We start from the raw sequence: 7326 nt of genomic DNA, 5'->3' as shown, positions 1-7326 counted from the left end.
ACCGCCGCAACAGACAGCAACGACGAATCCTCTCCGGGAGCAGCAATAATCTGCATTCCATAAGGAAGTTCACCATCGCGGTGAATAGGGATGGTTATCGCTGGTGAGCCGATAAGATTGGCGATAACTGTGAATGTATCCTGAAGATACATTGAGACTGGGTCCTCGAGTTTTTCGCCCAATTTAAATGGCTTATTTGGCACGGTTGGTGTAATTATAAAGTCAAATTTGGAAAAAATATCTCTGAACTTGTTGCTGATATACCTTCTTGCCTTCTGAGCTTTGACAAAGTATTTCTCCGCATAACCGATGGAAAGGACGAAAGTTCCCACCATTATTCTCATTTTGACTTCATCTCCGAAACCCTCACTTCTTGTGCGATAATACATCTCCTGCAGTTCTCTAACACCTTCAGCGCGAAAGCCATATCGGACACCATCGTATCGCGCAAGATTAGCCGATGCCTCAGCTGGCGCAATAATGCAGTAGATCGGAACTATATATGAAAGCTCAGGAATGGATACCTCGTGAATTTCAGCGGGAAGTTTTTCAAGAACCTCTTTAAGCCGCTCTCTTATATCCTCATCAACAAATTTATCGAATGACTGCTTTAGAACTGCTACCTTTGGTTTCCTTCCATCCCAAAAATCAAGTTCAACTGGTGGCGGCTGCTCAGAAATCATGGAAGCATCCTTTGGGTCAGGACCAGCAGTAATTTCGTAAAGCAATGCAGCGTCCCGCACGCTCTTTGTAAGAAATCCTATCTGGTCGAATGAACTTGCGAAAGCAACCAACCCAAACCGTGAAATCCTCCCGTAGCTCGGTTTGAATCCCACTATTCCACAGAAAGCTGCGGGCTGCCTTACCGAACCGCCAGTGTCCGAACCCAGTGCTGCAGGTGCCATCCCGGCAGCAACCGCAACAGCCGACCCCCCCGATGACCCACCAGCTACCCTTTCAGGGTCGTGCGGGTTCCTTGCAGGACCAAAATACGAGTATTCGGTGGAAGACCCCATAGCGAACTCGTCCATGTTCGTTTTGCCAAGTATCTTCGCCCCCGCTTTTTTCAACCTCAAAACCGCCGTGGCATCGAAGGGCGGGACGAAATCGGAAAGCATTCGCGAGCCGCAGGTGGTTCTTATACCCGCTGTTACTATGTTGTCCTTTATGGCAAGAGGAACACTCGCCAGTGGAAGGTCTGCCTTAAATTCCTCGCCAAGCAAACCCTCGTTTATGGTTATGAAAGCGTTATACTTTGGATTCAGTTCATAAGTGCGCTCGTAAAATGCTTGCGCGACTTCCTTTGGCGAAAGTTCACCTTTTTTTACGAGGTCAACAAGCGTTTCAAGCGTTAATTCGTGGATATTCATCTGGTTCCTATCAGCAAGCAGTAATGTTGTTTTGTAGACAGATTCCCCAGCTACTTAATGAGCGCCACTTTTTTCTGCATGATAACGCTTCCGGCAGAGGCGCGGATTATATATATGCCGCTTGTATTTCCACTTGCATTCCATACCAGCTCGCCGCGAGAACCAATTTCTCTGCTAAGAATCACGCGTCCTGAAAGGTCGAGTATCTCTATTTTACCCTCACAAGGGAGAGAATACTTTATGCGACAATTAGCGTTGAACGGATTGGGAATAACGCTTAATTGCGGCTTTAGTGGTTTTGAATTCTCGTCAACGAGTATGAGGTCGCGTCCAAGAACAACTGTTGCCTTAACAAGATAATCATTTACTATTATCTCCTCCTCGGATACCACCACATACCATGTTCCAGTGGCGGGCACATTAACCACTAATCTTCCGTTTTTAGCTCTGCTCTGATATGCGTATGCGGTGAACGGAGAACCAGCGCGGTATAACTCAAAGTTAGCGCTATCGCAAACGAAAACGCTTACCACGCCACTATCGCGCTTGAAAGAATAGGTCCCTTCCTGACTGTCAAATATTCCTGGACCGCGAATGTATTCTTTTGGTGCGCTGAAATCGACAAGTATCTGCTTCACCCTGCTTGGTGAGGCTGTCGTGGTCACATTAAGCGAGGGCAGCTCACCAGAAAGCCTTTTGGAAACCGTGTATTTAGCACCAGCGACCGCTTTCCTGCTGCCAAGCGTCGGAAAGGCGTCGACCGTGCGCGGAGTCGTGGGATAATTCCCGACCGGCGAGTCTATTCGATAATAATAAACATTGCTGTCGCCCATCTCGATAACAACCTTGCCGTCAACGCCCGTAACCCGTATGTCCGCCACATAAAGATGGGTTGAGTCGTAAAGCGATGTGGAGGCGAACAACACATGCGCGCCAGGAACAGGATGGTTGTTGCGGTCGAGGGCTTGCACAACCAGAGTGCAGACTCTTGTATACGCAGGAGCGCGGTTAAACATAAAACCATCTCCGCGCCATGCAATAACACTGCTTAAATTCTTGTTGCCACCACGGTCGTGGTCGTATCCTCCTTCCGGCATTACTATGCGCGTGTTTCCGCCCCAGCGGTCGACCTGATAAGTATGCCATACATCTGAAGGTAAAAGTTCGCCAGCCAATACGCTATCCCAGAATTCATTCCAGACATGGTCCTGAAGAAGGCTGCCGACACAATCTATAGGCAAAAGCGCTGTCCGCCCACCAGCTGCAAGAAGGTCTTGAACCTCGCCACAGTTGCCACGATGAATGTATGCTATTTGATTAGGCTGAATAGGTCTAACCGTCGTCGGGCGGTCGGGCAAAATCTTCGAAACCCACCAACCCAAAACATCAAGTGCGCTATTCTCAGGACCTATAGTTCTTGTTGAGGGAAGACTCGTATCCCGTCTTACCCATGCTACTATCGGGATTCTCATTATATCGGAAAGCAGCGGATAGCCTCCCGCTGTGTAACTGTGTGATGGGTCGGGGTCTGTCCAAAGGTATTCGCGCCAGAAATAACCAAAAGTCCTCTGTCTGTCGTCGGATGGTAGGTCGCGGTCCTTCGGCGCTTCATCAGAAAGCTTGGGATGAACAACAAACCAGTAATAAATATCTGGCGGTATAGTGAACCACGATGTGTCCGTTCGCGATGCCGAAACAACTCTATACGATGTGGTGGTGTACCAATCCATATTTGCGTGAGTTCCATGCTCCTCAATCCTAACATAACGAAGAGAATCTGCGAGTCTGTATATCCAATCCGCATTTTTTCGCAGAAGATTAGGGTCGAACCGCGGGTCAGTAAGTGCCTCGACCGACATGTGCGCAACGCAAAATGCTACTTCGTCTCGTTCCTGCCAAGGTGCATTGATTATAACTCTGGCAAGCCTTGAGGCAGTATCAGATGATGCAGCATTAATGTGCTTAAAGGACTGGAAAAGGTCGTGCCTGAGCCATTTAGGCACCGAATCCAAAGCCTCGTAGCAAACCGACGGCAAAGGTGGTCTATCGTCGATAAAATTTATCGTGTTGGAATCGAGGTTTATTTTAAAATAAACAGCTTCATCAGCTGACAATACGGTTGTGACTGAGTCTATAGCGTATGTATCGGCGAGCGAGGGAAGAGTTGATATTTTTGGGGAAGGCATTTCCACTATATATGGACTCGTCCCTTCGGAGGCAGGAATAACCTCAAGTTTTTCGCGCGGAATCTTTGTCGTTATACCCTCACCGAAAGACAAAACAACCCAAAAAAGCAAAACCAATACCAAACCTAACTTCCTCATCTTATCCCCCTTTTTTATTCTCGACTGTAAATAATTAAGTTTCAAAAAGTAAAATGGCAAAGAAAATTTTTGTGGGCATCATATTTTGCCTATTGTTTTCCTCTGGGCATGAAGATAATTATCAGGATGGCTATAATTACCATTACTGCTGCGCACACGATGTGCCATGGAAAAGTCGCCAGTCGCCATGGACCGTAAAATGTTACTGCGGCGGCTGTAACAAGCAAACCCACCATAGCAAGGTTAACGAATGAGGAGTATTTAGTGGGGTTGGTGGAAAGAATTATAAAGAAAAGCCCTATGAATCCTACTACTATTGCCCCTATTTTTATGAGGAAACGAGTCATTAACTCGCTCGTTATGTCCCCAAAAAGTGAGCAAACGGCTATCCTTATTATCTTGAAAGGCAACGCGGCAATGCAAAATTCAGCCACCATCAAGATGCCCAAAATCAGAAGAACTATCTTTATTGTTTTTGAATTCATTCACTCCCCCGGTTTATAGGTTTATTCCTCAAGCAAAACATTCCGCAGAACTTTGGCAAGATTCTGTACTTTGTAGGGCTTAATAAGAACACCTTTGAAACCATAATTTTTGTAGTCCGATATTATGGGGTCGTTGGAGTAGCCACTTGAGGCTATTACTTTTGCGTAGGGGTCGATCTCAAGTATCTTCTTTATCGTTTCCTTACCGCCCATGCCCCCTCGAATGGTGAGGTCCATTATGACCACTTCGAACGGTTCGCCCGCTTCCATTGCCTCTTTGTACTTCCTTATAGCTTCCTCGCCATCGACTGCGAACTCTGTGCTGTAGCCCATGCTGTCGAGCATTAAGCCAAGCACATCTCTTACTGTTTCTTCATCCTCCATAATGAGAATCTTTCCCTCGCCGTAAAGAGCCCGCTGCTCTTCGCGCTTCTTCTCGGGTCTTTTTGTCGGTATGGCAGGAAGATAAATGTAAAATGTTGTTCCTTTACCCAACTCCGATTCCACTTCTATGTGCCCGTTATGGTTCTTTATTATCGAGTAGCATACAGCAAGTCCGAGACCGCTTCCTTTGTGTTTTGTAGTGAAAAATGGCTCGAAAATTCGTGGGATGTGTTCGGGGGGAATTCCTATGCCGTAGTCTCTTACAGTTATTTTTACATATGGTCCTGGGTCGAGCTTTGTTTTGTCCTCAACCTTTATTTCAACATTTTCGGCGGAGACTTCAACGACACCGCCTCGTGGCATGGCATGGTCCGCATTTATTATTAGATTTCTTATTACTTGACCTATTTGTGCACGGTCTGCTTCTATGGTCCATAGGTCCTCGCTTATGTTGAACACGGGTTTAACATTGGAGCCTCTTAACGAGAACTCTGTAACCTGCTTTATTAGTTCGGGCAATTCTATAACCTCTTTTACTGATGGCATGCTTCGAGCGAAAGTCAGAAGCTGGTTCGTAAGGTCCCTTGCCTGTTCAGTGGCAGCCTCGGCTTCTGTGAGAAGTTTATAAAGCTTATCTCCTTCTTGTGTGTAGCTTTTGGCGAGCGAAATGTAACCCATAATTCCCATGAGAATATTGTTAAAATCGTGCGCTATGCCACCGGCCATAATCTCGAGGGAGCGAAGCTTGTCAGCATGAAGAATCTCCTTCTCATACATTCGTTCCTTGGTTATGTCTCTGAAGACCATGACGACCCCTAATATCGTGCTATCGCTTCTATGTATCGGTGCGGCGCTGTCGCTTATTATTTTTCGTGAGCCATCCTTGCAAACGAGTATTGCGCTTTCAGCCACATGTATTGCGCCGTGGGTCTCGAGGGTTCTTTTTACTGGGTTGCCCAGCGGTTCTTCAGTCTGCTCGTCCAGAATGTTCAGAACTTCCATAATATCCCTGCCTATGGCCTCCTCTTCGCTCCAGCCGGTGAGCCTCTCGGCGACTTTGTTCATCATCTGGATTCTTCCATTGGTGTCAGTAGTTATAACACCATCGCCGATGGACCGCAATGTTACCGCAAGCTTTTCTCTCTCGGATTCGAGTTCTTGTCGAACTTTTCTTTGTTCAGTTATGTCCTCCACAGTCCCGAGGATAGTCGGGACGCCATTTAGAATAATCCTTGATGCCAGTATTTTGACCCATTTGACCTTGCCCGATTTGGTTACTATCCTGAACTCGTATGAGGCCGGAACATCTTCTCCTCTGAGCCTTGCCGCTGCTCGCGAAGCCACCACCTCATAGTCATCAGGGTGCACTATATTTTTTAATTTCATATTCTTCATCTCACTCAGGTCGTATTCTGTTATCTCACATACTACAGGGTTAGCGTAAATAAAAGTGTCACCTTGAAGCAAATAGACTCCGACAAGGTTTTTCTCCACCAGTGTTCTGAATAGTTCCTCGCTTTCCTTGAGAGCTTCTTCGGCTTTCTTACGCTGTATCGCCATAGCTATCTGGTCGGAGACGAATTGAATTATCCGCTTGTGTTCCTCGGTGAAGCGCACTCCCTCTTTGTAACTTTGCAGGACAAGCACTCCGATGGTTTCACCATTTATTTTTAGGGGGACACCGAGCCAATCTATTGATGGCGCTCCAACAAGTTTTATCTCTCCTTTTTCCGCAAGTTCCTCGGTAACTTCCGGTGATGCCAAAAGGGCTTCGTTGGTTCGTATCACATAGGCGGTAAGAGTTTTGCCGAGTGGTATTTCACCAGGGTTTTCATCATATTCGTCAACAAAATAGGGAAATGAAATTGTGTTTTTCTCAGGGTAATATAGTGATATATAAAAGTTTTCCGCGGGCATGAGCGTAGATATAATGCTGTGGATTTCTTTGAATAGCTCATCAAGGCTCTCGGTGGTGTGTGTGGCTTCAGAAATTTTGAATATGGCTTCGTTTATCTTTCGCATCTGCTCTTTTTCAGTTATATTTTCTGCAACCTCGACAACACCTTTTAGATTTCCATCGGCATCAAAAATGGGATAAGCTCGAATGTACCAATCTAATAACCCGGGTTTCATTACCATACCCTCACAGGGCTCACCTGTCTCAACAGCCTTGACGACGGGGCAGCCGGGGCATACTTTATCCAATCCCATTAATTTGTAGCAGTATTTTCCAATTATTTTTTCATACGGAATATCAAGATATTCTGAAGTAGCTTTGTTAGCCCATATTATTTTCATATTAGGTTCATGGTAAATAACAGCTTCAGACATTGAGTTAAGAATCGCCGACATTTGCTTGGATGTGTTCTCGAGGGCATTTCTTAGTTTACGCTGCTCAGTAATATCTATCTGGATTCCCCATGCACCTGTGAGTTTGCCCTCCTTAATCATCCCGAAGAAACTGTTTATGAAATATTTATCGTTGCCTGAGGCGTCGATTTCGTGGGATTCGGCGTCAAAAGTTTTGTAACCCGATTCAATAAAATTTTTTAAATACTCTATATTAGCAGGGTCTTCAGGAATTAGAAGTTCTTTGAGCGGTTTGCCTATAATTTCTTCCGCCCTTTCATAGCCATACATTTTGGCCATTGCGTCGTTGCACTGCTTGAGGTAACCGTAATCGAACATAAGCTTTATCTGCTCGTTTATTGGAAGGTCCACTGGTATCGGCTGCTTAGTCTCGAAGTACCAAATCCCTATATT

Annotated in this window: 4 protein-coding genes; all 4 read right to left on the bottom strand. The window is 45.9% G+C overall.

Annotated features, from left to right (window positions below; translation table 11 throughout):
* The coding region (gene gatA / locus J7J62_06240; GenBank protein MCD6124753.1) for an Asp-tRNA(Asn)/Glu-tRNA(Gln) amidotransferase subunit GatA at window positions 1–1370 on the bottom strand (1370 nt) is incomplete at its 3' end.
* Window positions 1371–1420: 50 nt separating this feature from the next.
* On the bottom strand, window positions 1421–3694 hold the full coding sequence (locus tag J7J62_06235) for a T9SS type A sorting domain-containing protein (protein MCD6124752.1): 2274 nt from the start codon (window positions 3692–3694) through the stop codon (window positions 1421–1423).
* 89 nt (window positions 3695–3783) lie between these two features.
* Complete coding sequence (locus J7J62_06230) at window positions 3784–4179, bottom strand: hypothetical protein (GenBank protein MCD6124751.1); 396 nt, start codon at window positions 4177–4179, stop codon at window positions 3784–3786.
* Window positions 4180–4200: 21 nt separating this feature from the next.
* A partial coding sequence (locus J7J62_06225) for a PAS domain S-box protein (GenBank protein MCD6124750.1) occupies window positions 4201–7326 on the bottom strand: 3126 nt, incomplete at its 5' end.

The organism is bacterium (genome assembly GCA_021159335.1).
Lineage (GTDB): Bacteria > UBP14 > UBA6098 > B30-G16 > B30-G16 > JAGGRZ01.
This window is presented reverse-complemented; position numbering and strand designations above follow the sequence as displayed.

Bases quoted from the DNA above. Each gene is read 5' to 3' on its own strand.
- J7J62_06235 (MCD6124752.1), bottom strand. From the start codon at position 3,694: ATGAGGAAGTTAGGTTTGGTATTGGTTTTGCTTTTTTGGGTTGTTTTG.
- J7J62_06230 (MCD6124751.1), bottom strand. From the start codon at position 4,179: ATGAATTCAAAAACAATAAAGATAGTTCTTCTGATTTTGGGCATCTTG.